The sequence below is a fragment of the Pseudovibrio axinellae genome, from assembly GCF_900110875.1.
Taxonomy (GTDB): Bacteria; Pseudomonadota; Alphaproteobacteria; order Rhizobiales; family Stappiaceae; genus Pseudovibrio; species Pseudovibrio axinellae.
Window position 1 is genome coordinate 639,044 of the sequence record NZ_FOFM01000002.1, and the last position, 21,434, is coordinate 660,477.

Genomic DNA, 21,434 nt, shown 5'->3' on the forward strand with positions numbered 1-21,434 from the left:
TGCTCTAGGAACGTCCCGTTTCCGGGAGATCGACCGCAAACTCTGGAAAAACCAGAAGGCGGTTTCGATGTCTTGCCTCGGACAGCGCGAAAACGCGGGTCCCCCCGCAATTTATGAGCTGCTGGAATATACGCAGGCGGGCTGGAATGTCAACTCAGAATCTCAGCATTTTATTCGAACTTTGGGGGGAGCGATCGCTCATCAACAACGGCGTAGTTAGCCCCCTTTGTATCGCCTGGCGGCTGAACAAGCTAAAGCTCGTTAGAATAGGGATAATCAGGCCTAGGATGGACCGAATTGCAACGCTTCTGTGAGCTGGCAATATGCTTGAGGGAAGAGAACGCAGTATCCGTAGAAAGGAGCGAAACATCAATTTTTTGCTGAAAAATTCAGGTAGTGGCTTTAATTAAAGGGGACATGTATCTGAGAAGAAAACAAAACCGACATGTTCAAATTGAGCCGTCCAGCAGTGTTCCGGGCGGCTCATATATGTTGGTTTTTACACACTACTCAGCTGAGTCTATAGACTAGTTCGTGTAGTAGCTGACAGGGATCACGTTATAGTGTTGGCCTGTACTGAGGTGAACGCCATTTCTGTGGATGTAGCGCGCATTCACATAGCCGTCGACACCATGGTAGGAGACGGCGCACCAACGCCAGTCGCTTTGACAGGATTTGACCATCACGGTTGAGCCAGGCCTCAGGACTCTCACCACATTGTAACCGGTGGAGGGTCCTTGGCGTAGGTTAAGCCAATAGTCACTTGTCGTGTTTGCTGACGTCAAAGTCCTGACAAGAGCTTGAGAGGTGACTGGCAAGGCAACAAATGAGCCTGCGAGGATTAAAGCACACATCAGGTTCGTTAACTTAGGCATATCATTTCCCTTCTTGGCCGTTTTGAGTTTTGTTGGCCGCAAAAAGTGAGTGATGCTGCATCTGCAAAATAACCTAGCCGAATATACTAATGTGAACAAATATGTTTTTGGCTCACTGTTTGTATTCGGAATACCACATCTTTATTATTAGAGAATAATGACAGTAAATGTGTAGTATAATTTTTGTATGTTACTATTATTGTCTGGTTGCGGCGTCGCTATGCAAACTGGTTAAGACGAACTCAGCAGATGCAAAGTTCCATTCAGAATCACCGCGATAACCTGACAAGTGTGTGCAGGGAATGTGATGGAAAAACACTTTTTGATTGATATAGATCAAAGCCAGTTGTGTACGTATCTTTGAATACTGAGATTGTTCTCGTTTTAATTATAATCTTTAGTATAAGCGTGGCAAAAAATACTACGTTAGAATACCTATAACGCTAGGTTTCAATCTTTATTTGATACCAAGTTTAAGGATCGATAAACCTTCGCACTCCAACATCTGGTTAAAGTGATTTGTACATGTTCTGAGCAGGTGCTTTAGGATCTTCAGGCACCAACAGGGGGTGCATGTAACAAACACGCGATTGTTGATATCAAGTTATTTAAACCGCACGTGTGCGGGGGGCATAAAATGCGCATTCCAAAGTTCGCTTGGATATATTCCGTCGTAACCAGAGTTACGGCTCTTGGGTTGTTACCGATGCTTGTGCTGGGTGGGGCGTTGATCTTCCTTTCCCAAATGAACAGCCAGAATGCTGAGTTCCAAAACAATACACAAACGTACAATCAGCTGATGCAAAACGCACAAGGGATCAGTACCGCGGTCAATCGTCTACGTGCGATTGGTGGCGAGTTCCTGCTTCACCCAAAAGTAGAGGCTGCTGAGATTGCTGCAAACGCGCGCGAGCGGGTAGTGATTTTGGTAGAAGAAACCCGCGCATTGAATGTTTCTGGTATTGAAGATGAGCTCTACGACAATCTGGAAGGCTACGCCTATGGGTTCTCTGAGACATTTGGCGCAGTCGTTGAGGCGACTATTGAGCGGGGAACCAGCTCTGACGGTGGTCTCATTGCAGAACTTCAGGCGACCAGTTCTGAAATTCAAATCGAAATTAACAAGGGGCGCCGTCTCCCCAACGTTGGAAAAGACATCCATCGGGTCGCAGCACTTTTAAAAGACCTACAGGCGATGGAATGGACCATCAGTGTTGATGGCTATGCGGTAGAGAAAAATACATTTAAGAACCGTATTGGGCAATTCGGCTCTGTGATCAAAACTGCAAGCATGCCTGAAGAGGTCGCGCGAAAAATCAATGAGATCTGGGCAAGCTACACCGAAACACTGGCGCAGATTGAAGAACTGAATACCGATATTCAGGAGGATATGACCTTCGCGCTGGAACAATTGGATGAGATGATTCCTGCTGCAAAGCAGTTGAATGACTTTGGTGTGGAAGGCGAAAAGACCGCTGCTGCCTTGCATCGCCAAGCTTCAAAGGCGAGCATGCAGCGCTTTTTGTTGCAGGCAGGTGCGATGGGCATCGTTGGCCTGATGATTGCCGGCTACCTTGCGTGGCGCATTTCTCGTCCGCTTGCAAACCTTCACTCGGCAATGAGTGTGCTTGCGAAAGGCGACGTTTCAGCAAACATTGAAGGAACGAACGGTCGGGATGAATTTGCGAAAATGGCGAAAATCCTTGAGGTATTCCGTGCTAACGCAATCGAGCGTAACCAGCTTAATGAAGCGCGGGATGCTGACCACAAGCACCGGCAAGTGCGTGAGCAGAAAGTTGCTGGGCTGGTGAGCGAGTTTGAAAAAGCTGCGACTGCGGCAGGGGACGGGTTTAATTCTGCGATCCAATCTTTGCACGAAGCGTCCTTCGCATTGAATGTGACTGTCGAAAGCGTTTCCGATAAAGCTGGCAAGGCTGGGGAAGCTGTCAGCCAGGCGTCCACATCTGTTGCAACCGTAGCCTCCGCCAGTGAGGAGATGTCCCTTTCCATACGAGAGGTAGCATCTGAGGCAGTAAACTCTAAGGATGTCGCTGATGAAGTTGGAAGCTTGGTCATCAGTACGTCAGGAACAATCCAGGAGCTGGCTGAGTCTGCAACGCGCATTGGTCAGGTCGTTAATCTGATCAAGGATATCGCAGACCAGACAAACCTTCTTGCACTGAATGCAACAATTGAAGCTGCTCGTGCAGGTGAAATGGGTAAAGGGTTTGCTGTTGTCGCCTCTGAGGTGAAACACCTGGCAAACCAAACAACGACTGCAACCGAGGAAATCTCTCAACAGATCCATGCGATCCAGCAGGTTTCTAACGATGCCGTTGGATCCATCGATAAGGTGACGAGCATGATGGAAAAGCTGTCCGGCAGTTCCTCAGCAGTGGCCGCAGCGGTGGAACAGCAATCTGTTACGGTTGGTGAGATTGCGCGCTCGGTAACAGATGCCTCTGACCAGTCTAGGATTGGCGAATCTGAAATGCTTGAGGTGGCGAACACCGTTGAAAACTCCACCAAGACAGCTGAAGACATCAACAACCAGGCCGATAACATTTCTGAAGAAGCTGATCAGTTTAACCGCTCGATCAAAGCGTTTCTTGAGGAAGTTCAGGCGGCATAAGCTTTTTAAAATTGTTAGAGACTTCAACGCAGTGGGAGTTGTGAGTTATTGGTCGGATTGAGGTGGTAGGGCTTGTCGAAAGCAGGGCTTCTTTATATGGTCCGCAAGTTCCAATCAACGGAACATGCGGAGAGTTGCCGGAGTGGTCGAACGGGGCGGTCTCGAAAACCGTTGAGCGCGCAAGCGTTCCGAGGGTTCGAATCCCTCACTCTCCGCCATAAATAAATTTCCGATAGATTTCATAACGCTCTGAATATTCTCATCAACCCTAGCTGTGTGTACGGGTGTTGTGCGATATTGTTTAGGTGGAGGCGGCATGGCAATGGCTTTGCTCGACGGCCCCATCCCCTCTCAGCCTTAGGCATAAACGAGGGGATGGGTACATTTAAGAGCTTACAGATTGTATGGCCCCGTCATCTTGCGAGGCCAAGCCACCAGATACTTCTTCTGTTGCTTCAGCTGAGAGTTCCTCAGGTAAAACGAGGTTGAGGATAATTGCGATAAGCGCAGCGGGGAGTAGTCCGCTTGTCATCAAAATGCGCAATGTATCAGGAAGATATTGAACGGCTTTGGGGTCCAGCTGCAATCCGAGGCCAATCGAGAGTGCTATTGCGAAGACGACCATGTTGCGCCGGTTCCAATTGACGTCAGACAACATGGAGACGCCCGCTGCCACCACCATTCCAAACATGACGATAACGCCGCCCCCAAGGACCTCAATTGGGATTGTCCGAATGACTGCACCAACTTTGGGAACAAGCCCGCAGAGGATCAGGAACAAAGCGCCAATTGTAACGACATGGCGACTCATCACCCCTGTCATTGCAATCAAGCCAACGTTTTGGCTGAAAGAGGTGTTGGGCAACCCGCCAAAGATACCAGCGATCGCAGTGCCGAACCCGTCTGCATAGGTTGCACCCTGAATTTCCTTATCCGTTGCTTCGCGGCCTGCACCACCCTTGGTTATACCTGAAACATCTCCAACGGTTTCAACGGCACTGACAAATGACATCAAACAAAAGCCAACGATTGCTGCCAAGCTGAAATCAAAGCCGTAGATGAAAGGCATTGGAAGTGAAAAAGATGCTGAACGGCTCATGCTGGTCATAATTCCGTCAACCGTAACCATGCCCACCATCATTGCAAAGATATAGCCAGCAATGATGCCGATAACCACAGCCGAAACAGCCATAATTCCGCGCGCGTAAAACTTCAGCCCGAGTGTCACGATAATAACCACAAGGGCAGCTGACCAGTTCAACAGGCTGCCATATTCCGGTGTTGCAATTGCTGGAACACCTCCAGCTGCATACTGAATTCCTACCTTGACCAGCGCCAGTCCGATCATTGTAACAACAAGGCCGGTTACAAGAGGAGGCAGAGCAAAACGAATGCGCCCAATGAAAAGGCCAAGAAAGGCGTGGAACAAGCCGCCAAGCATCACACCACCAAACAAGGCAGGCAAAGCTTCAACGCCTTTGCCCGCTACGAGAGGAATCATGATTGGAATAAATGCAAAGCTCGTGCCTTGAACAATAGGCAGGCGCGCTCCAACAGCTCCCATGCCAACCGTCTGGAACAACGTTGCAATGCCTGCAAATAGCATGGACATCTGGATCATGTAAGTCATGTCCGGAAATCCCTGCGCCCCTGCATCTGAACCAAATCCAAAGCCGGCAGCCCCAGAAATAATAATAGCCGGGGTTACGTTGGAAACAAACATGGCGAGCACATGCTGAATGCCAAGCGGAACGGCTTTATGCAATGCAGGCATATAGTTAGGATCACGCAATTGTTGTAGCGTGCCTATTGAATTGTCAGTCACTTAGTTCCCTCCTACTAATGACGCACAGTATTATTCCGTTATGAGGTAGGCCTCCTTCAGCCAATGTTCTTCTAGGTTTTTGCCCTCACCAATCCGGTCCACCACAGCAAACAGACCAGACCCCTTGATCGGTGTCAGGACGCCATGCCACGTATTACGTCCTATATTGATGGACTGGGTAGAACTCGCCATAAACGCCCGCGGAACGGAAGGCTGCCCTTCGTCGTCCTCAGCCACAATGACGAGATATTCTGAATGACCCATTGGGATGAAGCACTGCGAGCCCAATGGGTGACGCTCCAATATGGTCAGCTTGTGCGGCAGGCTCCGTAATTCGGCCTGAAACAGGCTAATGCCTGCCTGCCCGCCAATAAACTCCATTCCTGCCAGATCGGAGTATCGGCGGCATCGATCTTCGTTGATTAGGATTGGAGAAACCGTTCCAACTTCAATGATTTCACCGAAGGGTTGGAAGGTTTCTGCGCTTAGTGCCTCAATGGCAATCACAGGTTCGCTTGAATTTTGATCACTCATCTTCAGTCACCTTTGAAATGAGCCCAGCTGCGCGTGTCGGTTCACATCCTTGTAAAGAAGATAGCGGAATCGTGATGGTCCACCAGCGTAACAAGCCTGCGGGCAAAAGGCGCGCAACCACATAAAATCACCGGCTTCCACTTCCACCCAGTCATTGTTTAGGCGATAAACCGCTTTTCCCTCCAGCACATAAAGGCCGTGTTCCATCACGTGCGTCTCAGCAAACGGAATGCAGCCACCCGGTTCAAAAGTCACAATATTAACGTGCATATCGTGGCGCATGTCATGCGGGTCTACAAAGCGGGTTGTGGCCCAGGCTCCATTGGTATCTGGCATTGGCGCGACTACGGCGTCGCTCTGATGTGTGAAGAAAGCATCGGGTGCAGGTATGCCCTCAACCGCTTCATACCTCTTACGGACCCAATGAAAAACAGCAGGTTTTTGGCTGTTATTGTGCACTTCATACTTTGCTCCAGCGGGAAGGTAGGCATAGCCTCCTTCTGGCAAAATATGCGGTTCCTTGCTCAAAACCACAGTAACTTCGCCCTGTACAACAAAGATCACGCTTTGAGCACACGGATCCGGCTCGGGTTTTGTTGAGCCGCCTTCTGGCTGTAGCTCCATAATATACTGCGAGAATGTCTCGGCAAACCCAGAAAGAGGGCGTGCAATAATCCAGGCGCGTGCTCGCTCCCAAAATGGCAGATTGGAAGTCACGATATCCTGCATAACGCCTTTTGGGATGACCGCATACGCATTTGTAAACACAGCGCGATCTGTCATGATTTGCGTCTGTGGCGGCAATCCACCCTGTGGAGCATATAGGGTAGAAGGGGGCAGATGATGCGTACTCATATGTAGTCAAATTCCTCAAACATCTAGCTAAAGCCTGCGCCATTATTTTTGGCAGCATTTCACCTTATGTTGCGCTCTGTATTCCTAAACGAAGGGAAGGCACACGCACCAATGCAATAAACCTGGTGCGCAAAGTTTGAGGCGTTTTTGAAAAGTTGCTGGCAACACCTATGGGCCGCGAAACCATCACTCCTACAAATACCTCAAACGCCCCTCATTAATGAGTATAACCTAATAAAAGGACGTTATTATCAAAATAACTTTGAAAGTGCTTTGCCAGAACGAGTAAGACCCAAAATGAAAGGACGTCTTATGAACGGTCCTTCAAGGACAAAGCAAGTAACTCAGAGCGTTCATCTAAATATGCTTTGAGCCGCTCGCCGATGAACTCCAGAAACAAGCGGATTTTGGGGTCCTGATATCGCTTATGCGGAAAGAGTGAGGCCAGATGCACATCGACAGGTGGCGTCTGCTGACAAACGGCAACCAGCCTTCCAGCTATCAAATGATCAACGACATCAAAGAGCGGAGCGTTGACAATGCCACGGTGATCCAGAGCCCAGTTTACAAGAACATCACCATCATCAGAGGCGTATGGTCCGGTCACATCAAAACTTTGAGCGCCGTTTTCTGTTGTCATAGTCCAACGGCTTTCAGATGACCCCGGAAACTGAAGAAGCAGACAGGCATGCTTTTGTTTCAGTAGGTCCTGTCCAGTTTCAGGTGTTCCGCGCGCTGCCAGATAAGAAGGGGAAGCGCATAAAACACGACGGCAATCTGCAATGTTCTTCAATCGCATTTCTGAATTGGGCAGTTGGCCCAGAATAAATGCAAGGTCCAACCCTTCGCCAGTGATGTCTAATGTGCGGTCAGAAAGGCGAAGGCGCACATGAACTTCGGGATAGGCCTCGTGAAATGCAGGAATGAGAGGGGCGATTAAGCGCCGCCCTACACCAAGAGGGGCAGAAACGTATATAGATCCACGCGGCGTATTGGTGACCTCATGAACAGCAGCTTCAGCTTCATCCATTGCCTCTAGTATCTTCAAAGCGCCGGGATAAAATATGCTGCCTTGTTCAGTCGGCTGAATAGAACGAGTGGTTCTGTTGTAGAGCCGAATACCAAGGTGCTTCTCCAGCTCCCCAATTCGAGAGGAAGCTACAGCGGGAGAGACGTTCATATCTCTGGCAGCCGCTGACATGCTGCCAAGTTCATAAACCCGCACGAACATTCTAACGTTGTTAATGTAAGACATTGCTGTTTCTTTGAAAATTCGGCCCCAAGACCACAACCATAACAGTACTGGTCTCCCTTTTGTAGGTGTAGCTGTGCAAGCAGGGTGAAATAATGGATCTATTTTGTGATCCAATTTTATTCGTTTTATCCTGTTCCCTCTACAGGTTGCTCTACCTTTGGGTGTTACTGATCCTGAAACTCTACGTGAATCTCCTCGAGCGATAGAATTCAGGAATAACCACTATGCATTCACTTGAGGGTGTAACTCGCACTGATCAATATCGGGCCTTGGGCCTCAGCACATTTGCTTTTACTGTTTGCTTTGCGGTTTGGACCATCTTCTCCATTATCGGAGTGAAGATAAAGGGAGAGCTTGGCCTTTCAGATACTCAGTTCGGTCTTTTGGTTGCAACGCCGATTTTAACCGGGTCTGTGAGCCGTATTTTCCTGGGAATCTGGACAGAGCAATTTGGTGGGCGGATCATGTTCCCGCTGCAAATGCTCCTAACTGCTGTCTGTGTCTGGTTGTTGACGTCGGTTCACACCTACGAAGTCTTCCTGTTGGCTGCTTTAGGGCTTGGACTGGCTGGGGGCTCCTTTATTATCGGTGTGGCCTATGTCTCACAGTGGTTTGAGAAGGAAAAACAGGGCACAGCACTTGGCGTATTTGGTGCTGGGAATGTTGGTGCTGCTGTCACAAACTTTGTTGCACCGTTCTTGGTCGTTGCAGTTGGCTGGGAAGGGACTGCACGAGTCTATGCGATTGTTCTAGCCGTCGTGGCTGTGCTGTTCTACCTGCTGAGCAAAGATGATCCCTCGCAAGCTGAGCGCAAAAAAACAGGCGCAAAAGTTGTGTCTGCAGCTGAACAGCTCGCGCCGCTCAAAAATCTTCAGGTTTGGCGTTTCGCAACCTACTACTTTTTTGTATTTGGCGCTTTTGTTGCGCTCGCGTCGTTCCTGCCACGCTACTACACTGGAGCTTATGGGCTGGAACTCACCACGGCAGGTGTGTTCGCTGGCCTCTATTCGCTACCAGGGTCTGTTTTCCGCGCATTGGGCGGTTGGATGTCGGATAAATGGGGCGCCCGCTCCGTTATGTACTTCACATTCATCGTGTCTCTCCTCTGCCTCTTTTTGCTCAGCTATCCAGAAACGTCTTACACTGTAAGCGGCATAGAAGGCCCGATTGAGTTCAACTTCGGCCTTGGCGTTGTCGCGTTCGTCTCAGTTACTGTTGTTCTTGGCTTTGTCATGAGTCTTGGTAAAGCAGCCGTCTATAAACACATCCCAGTTTACTACCCTTATCACGTTGGTGCTGTCGGAGGCCTTGTTGGCATGATCGGCGGTCTTGGTGGTTTCTTTCTCCCTATTGCATTTGGTGTTTTGCTTGATTGGACAGGTGTTTGGACAGCGCCCTTTATGCTGCTGTTCATTATCGTTGCTGTTTCGACGGTGTGGATGCATGTCGCTATTCGCCGGATGGAACGCAAACGCCATCCAGAGTTGCAGGGCGAGCGGGACCTATCTGACCTACCAGACGAACCAGTTGAAGGACCTGACAGACCAGCAAGCGCAGATAAATACCCATAACCAGCGAAGCCTTTTGGGTTGGCCTGCCAACCCCGTGAGGGCATGTAGCCAAAAGGAATACATGTATGTCTGACAAGATGACCCCAAAAGGGCACACATTAATTGAATGGCGACCGGATAATCCGGACTTTTGGGAGAGCAAAGGCAAGTCAATTGCCACTCGAAACCTCTGGATCTCGATCCCCGCTCTTTTGCTGGCATTTTCTGTGTGGCTTGTTTGGAGTGTTGTTGTCGCAAGGCTGCCTGCGATTGGGTTCGACTACACAACAGATCAGTTATTCCTGCTGGCAGCATTGCCCGGCCTTTCAGGTGCAACGCTCAGAATATTCTATTCCTTTATGGTGCCGATCTTCGGTGGACGTCTCTGGACGACGTTGACCACCGCATCCTTGCTTCTGCCTGCGCTAGGCATTGGCTATGCAGTGCAAGACCCAAGCACACCCTATAGTATTTTTCTTATCCTCGCGCTTTTGTGTGGCTTTGGCGGCGGTAACTTTGCTTCATCCATGGCCAACATCGCCTTCTTCTACCCCAAGAAAGAAAAGGGCAATGCATTGGCACTCAATGCTGGCCTAGGAAACCTTGGGGTTTCGGTCATGCAGTTTGTTGTGCCGTTTGTCATCACGGTCGGTGTTTTCGGCGCCATTGGCGGTGCGCCGCAAGTGTTGGAGGATGGCTCTCTGCTTTGGGTTCAAAATGCGGGCTTTGTCTGGGTTCCGTTCCTTGTCATCGCAACTTTGTTTGCTTGGTTCGGCATGAACGATATCGCTGATGCTAAGGCCAGTTTCAAAGAACAGTCTATAATTTTCTCCAGAACCCATAACTGGATCATGTGTATTTTGTACACCGGCACCTTTGGAAGCTTTATCGGCTACTCCGCTGGTTTCCCATTGCTCATGAAAACCCAATTCCCAGAAGTAAACGCCTTAACCTATGCGTTCCTCGGCCCGCTTGTTGGCGCTCTTTCGCGTGCTGGCACTGGCTGGGTATCAGATAAGTACGGCGGGGGCAGAGTGACGTTCTGGACCTTCATTGGCATGACTATCGCAGTAGGTGGCGTGCTGTTCTTTCTGGCGATCAAGGAAGACCCAGGTGCATTCTGGGGGTTCTTCGCCTGCTTTATGGCGCTGTTTTTCCTCACTGGAGTGGGCAATGCTTCTACGTTCCAGATGATCCCAACCATCATGCGAGAGGAAGTCACTCGTTTGATGCCACAACTCGATGCAGCCAATCACTTGCGTCAGTCAGAGCGTGAGAGTGCAGCCATTATCGCATTTACATCTGCGATTGCGGCTTACGGCGCGTTCTTCATCCCCAAAGCTTATGGCTCGTCCATCACATACACCGGTGGACCCGATGCAGCGCTTTGGGGCTTTGGCATATTCTATGTGATCTGCGTGTTGATCACTTGGTTCTTTTACACCCGTAAGGGTGCTTCCGTTCCGTGCTAGACAAATAACGTGAAGGGCACTTCAGATGTCTCTACTACTCGATAAACTGAATTTCTTCGCTAAGCAGGACACTGGCACGTTTTCAAACGGGCACGGTGTCACAACAAACGAAAACCGCAATTGGGAAGATAGCTACCGTAAGAGGTGGCAGCATGACAAAATCGTGCGCTCAACCCACGGCGTGAACTGTACGGGGTCATGCTCCTGGAAGATCTATGTGAAAGGCGGGATCGTCACCTGGGAAACCCAGCAGACGGATTACCCCAGAACCCGGCCTGATTTGCCAAACCATGAGCCTCGCGGCTGCTCACGCGGTGCCAGTTACAGCTGGTATATGTACTCTGCCAACCGCGTAAAACACCCACTTATCCGCTCACGTTTAATCAAGTTATGGCGCAAAGAGCGGGCTGTTAAGACACCTGTTGGAGCTTGGGCCGCCATTCAGGAAGATCCAGCAAAACGGACTGACTACATTAAGGTGCGCGGTCACGGCGGCTTTGTTCGTGCCACTTGGGAAGAAGTGAACGAAATCATTGCAGCGGCCAACGCCTATACTGCAAAGAAATGGGGTCCGGACCGCGTTGTTGGCTTTTCCCCAATCCCAGCAATGTCGATGATTTCATATGCCGCCGGCACACGTTATTTGTCGTTGCTAGGTGGGACCTGTATGTCGTTTTACGATTGGTACTGTGACCTTCCGCCAGCCTCACCACAAACATGGGGTGAGCAAACTGACGTGCCAGAATCGGCAGACTGGTACAATGCGGGCTTCTTGATGTTATGGGGCTCCAACGTACCGCAGACCCGCACACCCGACGCCCATTTTTATACTGAGGTTCGCTACAAAGGCACAAAGTCAGTTGTTGTATGCCCAGATTACTCTGAGGCGGCAAAGTTCTCAGATCTCTGGCTCCACCCAAAACAGGGAACCGATGCGGCTCTTGCAATGGCAATGGGCCATGTCATCCTGCGAGAATTCCATTTAGATAGAAAAGCCAAGTACTTCGAAGACTACTGCCGTCAGTACTCAGACATGCCCTTATTGGTCCGTTTGGTGAAAAAGGACGGCCAGTACGTTCCAGAGCGCCTTCTTCGCGCGTCCGAGTTTGCAGATAAGCTGGGCGAAGAAAATAACTCAGAATGGAAAACTGTCGGTGTCGACCGCAAGACCAAAAAGGTCGTTGTTCCGCACGGCTCTGTCGGTTTTCGTTGGGGTGAAAAAGGCAAGTGGAACCTTGAGGAGCGAGATGGCTCCGGCGTGGATGTTGACCTTGCCCTATCGTTCATCGAACAAGGTGATCATGATGAGATTGCAGATGTTGCGTTCCCGTATTTCGGTAACCGCGAACATGATCACTTTGAAGGTACGGATCATGAAAGTGTATTGGTTCGCAAAGTCCCCGCCAAAAAAGTTAAACTGACAGAAGGCGATGCCCTTGTCGCATCAGTCTTTGATTTGTTCGTCGCAAACTATGGGTTGGGTCGGGGACTAGACGATCCAAACTCTGCCAATTCTTATGACGAAAACCAGCCATACACCCCAGCATGGGCAGAGAAAATCACAGGCGTGCCGAAAGACCACATCATCACGGTTGCCCGTGAGTTTGCGGAGAACGCCGAAAAAACAAATGGGCGGTCCATGGTCATCCTTGGTGCTGGACTGAACCACTGGTACCATATGGACATGAACTACCGGGGCATCATCAATCTACTGGTGATGTGTGGCTGTGTTGGTCAATCTGGTGGCGGCTGGAGCCACTATGTAGGGCAGGAAAAACTGCGTCCGCAAACAGGATGGACAGCACTTGCGTTTGCGTTGGACTGGGCTCGCCCACCACGGCATATGAACTCCACTTCGTTCTTCTATGCGCATACAGATCAGTGGCGTTACGAGACGTTGAAGGTGGATGAGATCCTCTCCCCGACCGCGCCGGATGGAGACTGGGATGCATCTCTGATTGATTACAACATTCGCGCAGAAAGAATGGGGTGGTTGCCTTCAGCGCCTCAGTTAGAAACAAACTCGCTCAACATCGCAAAGGCGGCAGAAGCAGCAGGCAAGGAGCCTAAAGAGTATGTCGCCGCAGAGCTAAAGTCTGGTGGTTTAAAGCTCTCTTGTGAGGACCCGGATAAAGAAGAAAACTGGCCGAGAAACCTGTTCGTCTGGCGCTCGAACCTGCTCGGGTCCTCTGGTAAAGGGCATGAGTACTTTCTGCGTCACCTTCTCGGCACAGATCACGGTGTTCTTGGCAAAGACCTAGGCGAGGAAGGGCGGCAACGTGCGAAAGAAGCTGTTTGGCATGATGAGGCACCAGAAGGAAAACTAGACCTTCTCGTAACGTTGGACTTCCGCATGTCCACCACCTGCATGTATTCAGACATCGTGCTGCCAACGGCAACATGGTACGAAAAAAACGACCTGAACACCTCCGATATGCATCCCTTCATTCACCCGCTTTCAAGTGCGGCTGACCCTGCTTGGGAAGCCCGCAGTGATTGGGAGATCTTCAAGGGTATTGCCAAGACGTTCTCTGAGGTTTCTCAGGAAGTGTTGGGCAAAGAAAAGGATGTGGTACTCGTTCCAATCCTGCACGATACCGCAGGAGAGATTGCGCAGCCGTTTGATGTTGATGACTGGAAGAAAGGTGAGATCGACCCAATCCCCGGCAAGACAATGCCAAACGTGGTTGTCGTTGAAAGGGACTACGCCAACGTCTACAAGCGGTTCACGGCTCTTGGCCCACTCATGCAAAAGCTTGGCAACGGCGGCAAGGGCATCAGCTGGAACACCGAGCATGAAGTTGAACTTTTGCGAGGGCTGAATGGTGAGGTTCTGGAGGAAGGGCCAACCAAAGGGTTTGCGCGGATCGATAGTGATATTGACGCGACCGAAGTGGTTCTTTCTCTTGCTCCCGAAACGAATGGCGAAGTCGCGGTAAAAGCATGGGCAGCGCTCTCTGAGTTTACAGGCAGAGATCACACTCATTTGGCACTGCCGAAGGAAGAGGAGAAAATCCGCTTCCGTGATATTGTAGCCCAACCGCGCAAAATCATCTCCTCACCAACATGGTCCGGCATCGAGTCTGAACACGTTTGCTACAATGCAGGCTACACCAACGTGCATGAGCTGATCCCCTGGCGAACGATCTCTGGCCGTCAACAGCTCTATCAGGATCATCTCTGGATGCGAGCGTTTGGTGAAGGGTTCTGTGTTTACAGGCCGCCAATCGATACCAAAGGCGTGAAGCCTGTCATTGATGACAAGTCTCTGGGCCGTAAACAATTGGTGCTCAACTTCATCACGCCTCACCAGAAATGGGGCATTCACTCTACATACACAGACAACCTGCTGATGCTGACACTGAACCGTGGTGGCCCTGTAGTGTGGATTTCAGAGGTAGATGCTCAAAAGGCCGATATTGAGGACAACGACTGGGTTGAAGTCTTCAACATCAACGGTGCGCTTGTGGCTCGTGCTGTGGTCTCCCAGCGCATGAAAGAAGGTACGATCTTTATGTACCACGCTCAGGAAAAGATCGTGAATACACCAGGCTCAGAACTCACCGGCCAACGAGGTGGTATCCATAACTCGGTCACAAGAACGGTAACCAAACCAACCCACATGATAGGTGGATACGCACAACTGTCCTATGGATTTAACTATTACGGAACAGTTGGATCAAACCGTGATGAATTTGTTGTCGTTCACAAACTGGAAAAAGTGAATTGGATGGAAGGGCCACTGGATGATGGCTCTCAGGAGGCAGCAGAATGAAAGTCCGCGCGCAAGTCGGAATGGTGCTGAACTTGGATAAGTGCATTGGCTGCCATACGTGTTCAGTAACCTGCAAAAATGTTTGGACGAACCGTGAGGGCGTTGAATATGCCTGGTTCAACAACGTAGAAACCAAACCCGGTATTGGTTACCCGAAAGACTGGGAGAACCAAAAGAAATGGAATGGCGGCTGGATCCGCAAACGTAACGGCAAAATCATTCCAAAGATGGGAGCAAAGTGGCGCATACTAGCAAAGATTTTTGCCAACCCGGACCTTCCTGAAATCGATGACTACTACGAGCCGTTTGATTACGACTACGAACATTTGCAGGGCGCACCTGAAACAGCAAAAATGCCAACTGCGCGCCCAAAATCAGCAATTACAGGTGAACGAATAGAAAAGATCGAGTGGGGGCCGAACTGGGAGGAGATTCTCGGCGGCGAATTCTCCAAGCGATCAAAAGACTATAATTTCGAAGGTATCGAAAAGGAAATATACGGCGAGTTCGAAAACACTTTTATGATGTACTTGCCACGCCTTTGTGAGCATTGCCTCAACCCAACTTGCGTTGCGGCGTGTCCATCAGGTGCTATTTATAAACGAGAAGATGATGGCATCGTTCTGATTGATCAGGAAAAATGCCGGGGCTGGCGCATGTGTGTTTCTGGCTGCCCTTACAAGAAGATCTACTTTAATTGGTCCTCGGGAAAATCAGAAAAATGCATCTTTTGCTATCCTCGCATCGAGGCTGGTGAGCCAACAGTGTGTTCAGAAACCTGCGTGGGTCGCATCCGTTATTTGGGCGTGATCCTCTACGATGCAGATAAGATTGAAGAAGCAGCATCCACCGAGGATGAAAAGGATCTCTACGAGAAGCAATTAGAGGTCTTTCTTGACCCGCACGATCCCAAAGTGATTGAGCAAGCACGTAAAGATGGGGTTCCGGAAGACTGGCTTAAGGCAGCGAAAGCCTCTCCAATATACAAGATGGCGATTGATTGGAAAGTCGCCTTCCCGCTGCATCCAGAATACCGCACGTTGCCGATGGTTTGGTACATTCCGCCACTCTCTCCAATCCAGTCAGCTGCAGAAGCTGGCAAGATCGGTTGGGATGGTGACTTGCCGGATGTCCGTAGCATGCGCATACCGGTTCGGTATCTCTCAAACCTTCTGACAGCTGGTAAAGACGAACCAATCGTCACGGCTCTGGAACGCATGCTCGCCATGCGGTCTTATATGCGCTCCAAGTCTGTAGATGGCGTCATCAACGATACCATTGCGGAGAAAGTCGGACTGACGAATGAGTTGATCGAGGACATGTATAAAATCATGGCTATTGCCAACTACGAAGACCGTTTCGTTATTCCAACCACTCACCGTGAGGTCTCAGAGGACGCCTACGATGTTCGCGGCTCCTGCGGGTTTTCGTTTGGGAATGGGTGTTCCGGTGGCAGCGACGGCACAGATCTTTTCGGCGGATCGCGCAAAAAGGCAGTCGAAACACCTACGGATATCTTTAAGGAGATGGGCTCATGATTGTCTCTTTAAAGGTCCTGTCACTGCTGTTGAGTTACCCAACACAAGCTCTCTTAGAGGACCTGCCAGCACTCAAGCACGCCGTTGAAAAGGATCGGCTGTTGAAGGCAAAAGCGCAGCGACTGCTGGGCAGCTTATGTGATGATTTGATAAGCATGGACCTATATGAAGCGCAAGAGCGGTATGTCTATTTGTTTGATCGCACGCGCTCCCACTCCTTACATTTGTTTGAGCATGTACACGGGGAAAGCCGGGATCGTGGTCAGGCTTTGGTTGATTTAAGAGACATGTACCTGAACCACGGCTTTGCAGTCGAAACCACCGAGCTACCAGACTTCATTCCGTTGTTTCTTGAGTACCTTGCGCATCAGTCTTTTCCAGAGGTACAGGAGCTGCTGGGCCAAACAGCGCACATCTTTGAGGCTTTGAGGCTGAGGCTCAAAAAGAAGGGCTCAATCTACGCCAATGCTTTTGCGGCGGTCTCAGAGATCAGTAAAGCGCAGCCTTCTCAAGAGCTCCTCAGTGAGATCTTAGCTGAGCCGGAGGATGATCCAAACGACCTGGAAGCAATGGACCGTATTTGGCAAGAAGAAGCAGTTCGGTTTGGCGGCAATGCGGGCGAAAACAGTTGTGGGCCCGACCGCTTGAGAATGCAAATGCGAGCGGCTGATAGGCGTCCAACCGATACAAAGACCCAGAACATGCAGGAGGAGAACTAGAAATGTCTGGCTTCTTCAATACGTTGTTCTTCGGAATATACCCTTACATCGCCCTTTCTGTTTTGATTGTGGGCACAATCATAAGGTATGATCGCGAGCCCTATAGTTGGCGAGCAGGATCGAGCCAGCTCCTACGACGAAAGCAACTGGTATGGGGCTCTGTACTTTTTCATGTTGGCGTTTTGATCATCTTCTTCGGCCATCTGGTTGGGTTGCTAACGCCAATCGTTCTATTTGACTTTATTGGCATAAGCCACGGAGCAAAGCAGGTTCTCGCCGTTGTTGTCGGTGGTCTCGCAGGCTTACTAGCGATAGTCGGCGCAGGCATGCTTATTCATCGTCGTTTGTATGATGCACGGGTACGAGCAGCCTCTAGCTCTATGGATACCTTCATCATTTGCTTGTTAGGGTTTCAGTTGCTTCTCGGCTTGGGAACCATCCCAGTTTCTCTCATGCACCTTAATGGCGAGGAGATGGTCAAGTTTATGAGTTGGGCACAAGGTATCTTTACCTTTAATGGCGCTGCTGCAAACTATGTGGTTGGTGCATCGTGGATCTTCAAATTACACCTGTTTGTCGGATTAACAATCCTGCTGATTTTCCCGTTCACACGCTTGGTTCACATGCTTAGTGCTCCTGTTCGATACTTATGGCGTCCAGGCTATCAGGTTGTGCGAGAGCGCAATTCCACCAATTCACGCAAACCGGCGGAATGAGAGCAATATGGCAAATTTGTATACCAACCCGAACCTTAACGCAGAGGCTGCGCAGGCCGATACCGACCTGCCAAGCACTAAAGTGCCTCCCAAAAGCGCACCTGTGATCACGCAGGTCTCCGTAAACGGTGTACTTATCTCCGAACAGGATATTTTGGCTGAAGCTCAAAACCACCCAGCCGAAAATCCCGGGCAAGCTGTTCAGGCTGCCGCAAGAGCCTTGGTTGTCCGCGAGCTTCTTTTGCAACAAGCAAATGCGATAGGTCTGGAAATTACGCCGCACACGAGCAAAAATGGCAGTGAGACGGATGAGGATGCAGCGATTAGAGAGCTGATAGATCAGGAAGTGGAAGTGCCTTCCGCTTCAAAGGAAGAGTGTGAGCGCTATTACCAGAACAACAAGGCTCGTTTCAGCTCAGAGCCGATCTACGAAGCGCGACACATATTGTTTGCGGCAGGGTCCGACCAGCATACCGCGCGCAGCATAGCCAAAACACGGGCTCACGATGTGATTGAGCTGCTCCAAATTAAACCAGAGGCCTTTGCAGATATGGCGAAGGAATATTCTGCCTGTCCCTCAAAAGAAGCCGGTGGAAACCTAGGGCAGCTGACAAAGGGCAGTACAGTACCTGAGTTTGAAGCGGCGCTTCAATTGATGCAAGCTGGCCAGATGACAGAGCAGCCAATTGAAACCAAATTTGGCTATCACGTGATTTTCCTTAATCGTAAGATTGAAGGAAAAGCGATGCCCTTTGAAAATGTCGAGGAAACTATAAAAGCATGGTTGGAGGCTGCAAGTTGGTCAAAGGCCGTCTCTCAGTATATTGGTATTCTGGCAGGAGCTGCCGAATTGGAAGGCGTTGATCTTTTCGGTTCACAAAGCCCGCTGGTGCAGTAAAGGGGCCGGTGTCCCCTAGAGAGAGCGCCTACGTACTAATCGATATGCTTGGATAATCACTAAGCTATTGATCTCTAGCATTTTATTCTTGATCAAACAGGATTAGAGTTCCTTTCTGAGTTTTCCCGTGATGTCTCGGGATCCTGCGTTCTGGGAGAAAAAAGTGTCGAAACTGAACTGGGGCTTTTTGGGAACAAGCTTTATATCGCTTACAATGGCAGACGCCTTGCAAGCGGAGGGCTCTACACGGATACATTCGGTTGCCGGGCGCTCAGAAGTGCCGCTGAAAGTATTTGCAGAGAAATACGATGTTGAACACACCTACGATAACTTTGACGAGCTGATCGAAGACGACGTCGTAGATATTATCTACATTGCACTCCCCAACCATATCCATCATGAATACGTGATAAAGGCAGCAAATGCGGGTAAGGCAATACTCTGCGAAAAGTCGCTGTCCATTGATATGGAAAAAACGGACCAGGCTCTGCGTGCAGTCGCAGATAACGAAGTCTTCTTTGTTGAAGGGCTGATGTACCTGAACCACCCTTTCACAGCAGCTATTCGTGATGTCATTACTTCTGGTGAGCTGGGGGAGATCCAATCCATATCCGCTCAGTACTGCGCTGATATTGCCCAGTTTGTTAATCCGCAAAGCAAAGGGGCACTTTATAACCTTGGCTGCTATCCAATATCTTTGATGCACCTGTTGTTGCAAAGTGACTTCACAAATCACATTTTTGATAACTACGAGATCTCAGCGATGGGGCGGCGTGGCACAGACGGGAATATCTGCGAGTCGGCCGCGAGCATTCGCTTGGATAATGGAGTTGTTTGTCAGCTGCATACGGCAGAAGACTACGGTTTGCATGCAAGCTTCACAGTGTTGGGTTCAAAAGCAAGCTTGGTGTTGAATTCAAACCCTTGGTTGCCGGAAGCTGAAGGTAATACCTTCACCGTGACACCCTATGAAAAGGTAGGTGATGTCCGCACAGTCACAGCAGAAGGCAATGCGTTTATCTATCAGGTAAGAGCAATCAGAGAAGCCATTGAAGCTGGCAAAAAAGCACTGGAGCGACCTGCTCCAAATCTGGAAGACAGCCGCCAGATCATGCAACTCCTGACTGATTGGGAAGCAGCAACCGTCACGTCCTAGTGTGGATATAGCGTAAGAATGGGAAAGTGCTATGGCACTTTTCTGGGCGCTCCTTGGAGGGCTGCCGATACATTCAAGAATGGTTGTTCTAAAGCTCCTTTCATCTGTTTTATGTGAGACATTGTGTTTGCTGCGCAGACACATTGATAGAAAACTTGCGCGCATTCAACTCTCCAGTCGTAGATAAAGCTATATATTTTATGCGGTTAAATGGTGTTGTGAAATAAATTTTAGTACATGGAATTTATTTCAGAATATTATTGATTGAAATTTTTGGACCGAAAAGTAGAGTTTTATATAGTTGCTTCGATTCGAGTGTTTATTTGACGACGAAGCCAATCCACAGCTATGTTGTGGATCCACGTTATTTGTTTTGTCGGTAAACAACTGAATACCAAAAGAAAAGTGATGTGTGTTTTGCATTTAATAAAGTGAATTCATGCAAAATACTTCTGAGGCACCTAGTCATTAGCCGCTTTGTCTCGTATACAGCCATTTTGAATGCCTTTGTCTTAAGCAGGACACTTTCACCAAAAATGCGAGATAAGGCAGATTGCGGCTGCAGTCTGGTCTGTAGCCCTGCGCGAATTATTGATCTCAGGAGGTGTGCATGTTTGCAACACGTTTGAACGGCATCGCGAGACGTTACGTCCTCGCAGCCGTGGCTGTTTTTGCGGCCGCTATCATGGTTTCTTCTCCGCTAAAAGTTTTGGCAGATGAACCGCTTAAAGTCGCAGCAATTTACACTGTTCCTGTTGAACAGCAATGGGTTGGCCGTATTCACCAGGCGCTGACTGCAGCAGCTGAACGCGGCGAAATCACCTACGTTTATTCAGAAAACACTGCAAATACGGACTACGAGCGCGTGATGCGTGAGTATGCTGAAGCTGGCAATCAGCTTATCGTCGGCGAGGCTTTTGCAGTAGAACGTGCAGCACGCAATGTGGCAGCAGAATACCCAGATACTGCGTTTCTCATGGGCTCTTCTTTCCCGGCAGCTGAACCAAACTTCGCGGTGTTTGATAACTTCATTCATGAGCCATCTTACCTTTCTGGCATGATCGCTGGTGCAAAGACCAAGTCCAACAAAATCGGCATGATTGGTGGTTTTGCAATCCCGGAAGTCAATCGTCTGATGCACGCATTCATGAATGGCGCTAAGGCAGTGAATCCGGATGTGAAGTTTACGGTCAACTTCATTAACTCCTGGTATGACCCGCCAAAAGCAAAAGAAACTGCTTACGCCATGATCGATTCAGGCGCTGACGTGCTTTACGCAGAACGCTTTGGTGTTTCTGACGCCGCAATGGAAAAGGGTATCTTCGCGATCGGTAACGTGACCGACACGGCTGCTGATTACCCGAACACCATTCTTGCTTCTGCTATCTGGCACATGGAACCAACTGTAGATACAGCGATCGCCGCTGTAAAAGCGGGAACCTTCACAGCTGAGGATTACGGCAAGTACTCCTTCATGGGCCAGGGTGGTGGTACTCTGGTTATTGACGACACCTTGGTAGATGCTGATCTGCTTGGTAGGGTCAAGGCTGTAGAAGCGACCATTTTGGATGGCTCCTTCACTGTTGACATCAACGACGAAGAACCAAAGTCCTCCATGTAAGAGACGGCGGGCC

The 21,434-nt window shown here is 49.7% G+C and carries 15 protein-coding genes and 1 tRNA gene; 11 read left to right on the forward strand and 5 right to left on the reverse strand.

Going from position 1 to position 21,434, the window contains the following annotated elements; translation table 11 throughout:
• Nucleotides 1-527 precede the first annotated feature (527 nt).
• On the reverse strand, nucleotides 528-875 hold the full coding sequence (locus BMZ51_RS07945; RefSeq protein ID WP_074881909.1) for an SH3 domain-containing protein: 348 nt from the start codon (nucleotides 873-875) through the stop codon (nucleotides 528-530).
• 637 nt (nucleotides 876-1,512) lie between these two features.
• Here BMZ51_RS07945 and BMZ51_RS07950 point away from each other — a divergent pair.
• Nucleotides 1,513-3,507 carry a methyl-accepting chemotaxis protein gene (locus tag BMZ51_RS07950; RefSeq protein ID WP_208979351.1) on the forward strand — a complete coding sequence of 665 codons (1,995 nt, stop codon included), beginning with the start codon at nucleotides 1,513-1,515 and terminating at the stop codon, nucleotides 3,505-3,507.
• 128 nt (nucleotides 3,508-3,635) lie between these two features.
• Nucleotides 3,636-3,725, forward strand: a tRNA-Ser gene (locus BMZ51_RS07955).
• Nucleotides 3,726-3,892: 167 nt separating this feature from the next.
• Here BMZ51_RS07955 and BMZ51_RS07960 read toward each other — a convergent pair.
• From BMZ51_RS07960 to BMZ51_RS07975, 4 genes are all read right to left on the reverse strand, one after another.
• The gene (locus BMZ51_RS07960; protein WP_068005544.1) at nucleotides 3,893-5,332 is read right to left on the reverse strand and encodes a uracil-xanthine permease family protein; all 1,440 of its coding nucleotides are present in this window, start codon (nucleotides 5,330-5,332) and stop codon (nucleotides 3,893-3,895) included.
• 30 nt (nucleotides 5,333-5,362) lie between these two features.
• Entirely contained in the window at nucleotides 5,363-5,866 is a 504-nt protein-coding gene (locus tag BMZ51_RS07965) for an ureidoglycolate lyase (protein ID WP_068005542.1), read from the reverse strand.
• A gap of 6 nt (nucleotides 5,867-5,872) precedes the next feature.
• Entirely contained in the window at nucleotides 5,873-6,721 is an 849-nt protein-coding gene (locus BMZ51_RS07970; protein WP_068005540.1) for a bifunctional allantoicase/(S)-ureidoglycine aminohydrolase, read from the reverse strand.
• A 310-nt stretch (nucleotides 6,722-7,031) separates the two neighbouring features.
• Nucleotides 7,032-7,976: a LysR family transcriptional regulator gene (locus tag BMZ51_RS07975; RefSeq protein WP_068005539.1), complete on the reverse strand. Its 945-nt coding sequence runs from the start codon at nucleotides 7,974-7,976 to the stop codon at nucleotides 7,032-7,034.
• A gap of 224 nt (nucleotides 7,977-8,200) precedes the next feature.
• On the opposite strand from BMZ51_RS07975, the gene BMZ51_RS07980 reads away from it, so the two are divergent.
• The 9 genes from BMZ51_RS07980 to BMZ51_RS08020 all read left to right on the forward strand — a co-directional run bounded on the left by BMZ51_RS07980 (nucleotide 8,201) and on the right by BMZ51_RS08020 (nucleotide 21,421).
• Nucleotides 8,201-9,547 carry an MFS transporter gene (locus BMZ51_RS07980; RefSeq protein ID WP_068005537.1) on the forward strand — a complete coding sequence of 449 codons (1,347 nt, stop codon included), beginning with the start codon at nucleotides 8,201-8,203 and terminating at the stop codon, nucleotides 9,545-9,547.
• 65 nt (nucleotides 9,548-9,612) lie between these two features.
• The gene (locus tag BMZ51_RS07985) at nucleotides 9,613-10,998 is read left to right on the forward strand and encodes a NarK family nitrate/nitrite MFS transporter (RefSeq protein ID WP_068005536.1); all 1,386 of its coding nucleotides are present in this window, start codon (nucleotides 9,613-9,615) and stop codon (nucleotides 10,996-10,998) included.
• Between the two features lie 25 nt (nucleotides 10,999-11,023).
• The gene (locus BMZ51_RS07990; RefSeq protein WP_068005534.1) at nucleotides 11,024-14,773 is read left to right on the forward strand and encodes a nitrate reductase subunit alpha; all 3,750 of its coding nucleotides are present in this window, start codon (nucleotides 11,024-11,026) and stop codon (nucleotides 14,771-14,773) included.
• Nucleotides 14,770-16,311: a nitrate reductase subunit beta gene (gene narH, locus BMZ51_RS07995; RefSeq protein ID WP_068005532.1), complete on the forward strand. Its 1,542-nt coding sequence runs from the start codon at nucleotides 14,770-14,772 to the stop codon at nucleotides 16,309-16,311. Before BMZ51_RS07990 ends, narH begins: the two co-directional genes overlap by 4 nt.
• Nucleotides 16,308-17,030, forward strand: a complete 723-nt coding sequence (gene narJ, locus BMZ51_RS08000) for a nitrate reductase molybdenum cofactor assembly chaperone (protein ID WP_068005531.1) — start codon at nucleotides 16,308-16,310, stop codon at nucleotides 17,028-17,030. The genes narH and narJ overlap by 4 nt, the downstream gene beginning before the upstream one ends.
• Nucleotides 17,031-17,032: 2 nt before the next feature.
• Nucleotides 17,033-17,746: a respiratory nitrate reductase subunit gamma gene (gene narI / locus BMZ51_RS08005; RefSeq protein ID WP_068005529.1), complete on the forward strand. Its 714-nt coding sequence runs from the start codon at nucleotides 17,033-17,035 to the stop codon at nucleotides 17,744-17,746.
• A gap of 7 nt (nucleotides 17,747-17,753) precedes the next feature.
• Nucleotides 17,754-18,644 (forward strand): peptidylprolyl isomerase, encoded by an 891-nt coding sequence (locus tag BMZ51_RS08010; protein ID WP_068005527.1) that lies wholly within the window; start codon nucleotides 17,754-17,756, stop codon nucleotides 18,642-18,644.
• Nucleotides 18,645-18,807: 163 nt separating this feature from the next.
• Nucleotides 18,808-19,800: a Gfo/Idh/MocA family protein gene (locus tag BMZ51_RS08015; protein WP_203416155.1), complete on the forward strand. Its 993-nt coding sequence runs from the start codon at nucleotides 18,808-18,810 to the stop codon at nucleotides 19,798-19,800.
• 610 nt (nucleotides 19,801-20,410) lie between these two features.
• Nucleotides 20,411-21,421: a BMP family protein gene (locus BMZ51_RS08020; protein WP_068005523.1), complete on the forward strand. Its 1,011-nt coding sequence runs from the start codon at nucleotides 20,411-20,413 to the stop codon at nucleotides 21,419-21,421.
• Nucleotides 21,422-21,434 lie beyond the last annotated feature (13 nt).